Annotated in this window: 4 protein-coding genes; all 4 read right to left on the bottom strand. The window is 61.2% G+C overall.

The window, feature by feature from the left end:
• Positions 1–672, bottom strand: a 672-nt coding sequence (locus WCA85_RS21445; protein WP_424066879.1) for a phospholipase D-like domain-containing protein, incomplete at its 3' end; no start/stop codon positions are given.
• Positions 669–1145, bottom strand: a complete 477-nt coding sequence (nudB, locus tag WCA85_RS21440; RefSeq protein WP_424066878.1) for a dihydroneopterin triphosphate diphosphatase — start codon at positions 1143–1145, stop codon at positions 669–671. The genes nudB and WCA85_RS21445, both read right to left, overlap by 4 nt.
• A 196-nt stretch (positions 1146–1341) precedes the next feature.
• Positions 1342–3141, bottom strand: a complete 1800-nt coding sequence (gene aspS, locus WCA85_RS21435) for an aspartate--tRNA ligase (RefSeq protein ID WP_424066877.1) — start codon at positions 3139–3141, stop codon at positions 1342–1344.
• A 71-nt stretch (positions 3142–3212) separates the two neighbouring features.
• Positions 3213–3866, bottom strand: coding sequence for a DUF502 domain-containing protein (locus WCA85_RS21430; protein WP_424066876.1), 654 nt, complete (start codon positions 3864–3866; stop codon positions 3213–3215).
• Between the last annotated feature and the right edge of the window lie 101 nt (positions 3867–3967).

The raw sequence follows: 3967 nt of genomic DNA, 5'->3' as shown, positions 1-3967 counted from the left end.
GCGCAGATCGGCGCTGCGGTTGCGGCCGCGACTCGGCGCGCCGGGACTCGGGTCATCCTTGAGCGTGAAATCCGGTTGAAGCGACTCGACCGGCCGGTGTCCGAACCGAACGCGGTGCCACTGCGCCTCCAGCGCGTCGCGTACGTCTTCAACCACCGGCCCTTGCAATTCCAGGGCGAAGTCCCAGCGCCGATACGGCAAGCGCACACCCTCGTTCTGGTAGTCGTCAACGATATTGATGCCGCCGCACCACGCGAAACTGTCATCGACCACGGCCAGCTTGCGGTGAGTCCGCGAGAAGCCAAAGCGGCCAAACAAATGCGGGTTGTAGATCAGATGTTCCACCCCTCGCCCGGGCCAGTCGTTGAAAAGCGCGAGGCGCGCCGTGCCGATGCCATCCGTAATCACGCGTACGCGCACGCCGCGGTCCGCGGCGCGCAGCAAGGCGGCGCTGACCGCCTGGCCGGCTTCGTCGTTGCAGAAGATGTAGGTTTCGAGGACAACATCGTTCTCGGCAGCATCGATCCGGGCAACCAGCGAAGCAAAAAAACCTTCCCCGGAGCGAAACAGTTTGACGTTGTTACCGGCGGTGAAGCGGTACCGCGACCAGTAACGCCGCCCAAACAGACTATGGCGAAGTCGCGCAAAATGCCGCGCGCCGCCTGAGCTCACTGGGCACGCCCCTTCAGGCGCTGAGGTAACTGCAGGATCGCGTCGGCATTCGATGACGAAAAGCAGCGCTCGGCGGCTTCTTCGTACGGCAGCCACAGGGAGGCCGTATGTTCGAGCGGCGCCAGCGTCACCTCGCAGCGGTCAGGCACCTGCAGGCTGAACCAGTGTTCGGTATTGAGCGTCACGCCCTCGGCATAGCGATGCCGCCAGACCGGATAGATTTCGTACTCGATCTGATAGCACCAGTCGAACAGCGCGTCGCGCGGCACGGCTGCACTGCCGACGACAATGCCAGTCTCCTCGGCCACTTCGCGTGCCGCGGTCTCGGCGAGCGGCTCGTCGAGCGTATCTTTGGAGCCCGTCACCGATTGCCAGAAACCGGCGCGGTCGGCGCGCTCGATAATCAGCACCTCGAGCGCCGGGGTATGAATGACGACAAGAACAGACTCGGGGATCTTCGGCGGTTTCGGCATGGCGATAAGGCTAGGCGCTCACGGCGCGCGGTACATGTCGGTCGACGGTTATTCTTGGTACGTTCGCTGCGCTCGTTGCCTCGCGCGTTGCTCTGCGTACTTGCTTCGACTGTAACGCAAAAAACGAAAAAGGCGCATCGCGCGCCTTTTTCGGTAACTTCATTGGTCTACTTTTCTGCTCATGCAACCATCTGCATTACGCCTTGGCTTCAGGCTGACGCAGACGGATGTGCAACTCGCGCAACTGGCGCTCGTCCACTTCGCTCGGCGCCTGCGTGAGCAGATCCTGTGCGCGCTGCGTCTTGGGGAAGGCGATCACGTCGCGGATCGAATCGGCGCCGGCCATCATCGTGATGATGCGGTCGAGACCAAACGCGATACCGCCATGCGGCGGCGCGCCGTACTGCAGCGCGTCGAGCAGGAAGCCGAACTTCGCACGGGCTTCTTCAGCGTTGATCTTCAGTGCGCGGAACACCTTGCTCTGGACTTCTTCGCGGTGGATACGCACCGAACCGCCGCCGATTTCCCAGCCGTTCAACACCATGTCGTAAGCCTTCGCGAGGCAGCGGCCCGGATCCGTTTCCAGATACTCGAGGTGCTCGTCCTTGGGGCTCGTGAAAGGGTGATGCGCGGCGACGTGGCGGTTTTCTTCCTCGTCGTACTCGAACATCGGGAAGTCCACCACCCACAGCGGCTGCCAGCCGGTCTGGACGAGGCCGTTGGCCTTGCCGAATTCCGAATGGCCGATCTTCAGACGCAGGGCGCCGAGGCTGTCGTTGACGACCTTCGCACGATCCGCCGCAAAGAAAATGATATCGCCGTCTTGCGCACCGGTGCGCTCGATGATCGCCTTGACTGCGTCGTCGTGCAGGTTCTTGACGATCGGGCTTTGCAGACCGTCCCGACCCTTCGCGACTTCGTTGACCTTGACCCAGGCCAGACCCTTCGCGCCGTAGATGCGCACGAATTCCGTGTAGCTGTCGATATCGCCACGCGACAGTTCGCTGCCCTTCGGCACGCGCAGCGCAGCGACGCGGCCGTCCTTGGTGTTGGCCGGGACACTGAACACCTTGAAGTCGACGTCCTTGACCGCGTCGGTCAGGTCGGTGAATTCGAGCTTCACGCGCAGGTCCGGCTTGTCTGAACCAAAGCGGCGCATCGCTTCCGAGTACTGCATGACCGTGAACTTTTCACCGAGATCGACCCCAATCGTCACCTTGAAGACGTGACGGATCATGTCTTCGAACAGGTCACGAATTTCCTGTTCGGTGAGGAACGAGGTTTCGCAGTCGATCTGCGTGAATTCCGGCTGACGATCAGCGCGCAGGTCTTCGTCGCGGAAGCACTTGACGATCTGGTAGTAACGGTCGAAGTTGGCGACCATCAGCAGCTGTTTGAAGAGCTGCGGCGACTGCGGCAGCGCGAAGAACTGGCCCGGGTTGGTACGCGACGGCACGAGATAGTCGCGTGCGCCTTCTGGCGTGCTCTTCGTGAGCATCGGCGTTTCGATGTCGATGAAGCCTTGCGCGTCCAGATACTTGCGCACTTCGATCGCGACGCGATAACGCAGACGCAGGTTGTGCTGCATTTGCGGACGGCGCAGGTCGAGCACGCGATGCGTGAGGCGCGTGGTTTCCGACAGGTTATCGTCGTCGAGCTGGAACGGCGGCGTGACCGACGCGTTCAGCACGGTCAGTTCCTGGCACAGCACTTCGATCTTGCCGCTCTTCAGACCGGCATTGGTCGTGCCTTCCGGACGATTACGCACGAGACCCTTGATCTGCACGCAGAACTCATTGCGCACGCCTTCGGCAGTCTTGAACATCTCCGCGCGATCCGGGTCGCACACGACCTGAACGAGGCCTTCGCGGTCGCGCAGATCGATGAAGATAACGCCGCCATGGTCACGGCGGCGGCTCACCCAGCCGCACAGCGACACGGTTTGGCCCAACAATTCTTCGGTCACCAGACCGCAGTATTCAGATCGCATCGACATGATGTTTATCTTTCTTTATGCATGAGTTGAACGGCGCGCATCGCATGAAACTGAAACAATGCGCGCTGGCATTACATCGGCGGCTCAATGGTGGTGCGGCGCACCGGCGCCGTAGGCGCGGACGGCGCAACCACGCCCATCGAGACAATGTACTTGAGCGCGGCGTCGACTGTCATATCCAGTTCTACGACCTCGCTCTTGGGCACCATCAGGAAGAAGCCGGACGTCGGATTCGGCGTGGTCGGCACGTACACGCTGACGTGATCTTCCTTCAAGTGGTTGACTACGTCGCCGCCCGGAATCCCGGTCAAAAACGCTATCGTATAGGAACCCTTACGCGGATACTCGATCAGCAAGGCCTTGCGAAACGCATTGCCGCTGCTGGACAACAAGGTATCCGACACCTGCTTGACGCTGGTATAGATCGGACCGACCACTGGAATATGCCCAACCAGCAGTTCCCACCACTTCACGAGCTTCTGCCCGATGAAGTTTTGCGTCAATAAGCCAACGATGAAAATGAACGCCAGTGTCAGCACCGCACCCAGCCCCGGCAGGCGGAAACCGAACAGCCGCTCCGGCTGCCATGACTCGGGCAGCAACAGCAGCGTCTGATCCATGGTGCCGATAATCAGACCGAGCACCCACAAGGTGATGGCCAACGGCACCAGCACCAGCAGGCCAGTCAGAAACACCGATTTGAGCGTTACTTTTTTGGTCGTCATGTGTATCGCCAGAATGCCGGCCCAGCTAGGCCGGGCGCGACGAGTGCGCCGCCTTCAGGCGGCTACGCTAGCTACGCGCTGCCCGAGCCGCTCGCTGAAGC

Source organism: Paraburkholderia sp., from assembly GCF_049581445.1.
Classification (GTDB): Bacteria; Pseudomonadota; Gammaproteobacteria; order Burkholderiales; family Burkholderiaceae; genus Paraburkholderia.
This window is presented reverse-complemented; position numbering and strand designations above follow the sequence as displayed.

What these genes read in the sequence shown, in the direction of transcription:
- nudB (WP_424066878.1), bottom strand. Translation starts at nt 1,145, where the DNA reads ATGCCGAAACCGCCGAAGATCCCCGAGTCTGTTCTTGTCGTCATTCAT.
- WCA85_RS21430 (WP_424066876.1), bottom strand. Translation starts at nt 3,866, where the DNA reads ATGACGACCAAAAAAGTAACGCTCAAATCGGTGTTTCTGACTGGCCTG.
- aspS (WP_424066877.1), bottom strand. Translation starts at nt 3,141, where the DNA reads ATGTCGATGCGATCTGAATACTGCGGTCTGGTGACCGAAGAATTGTTG.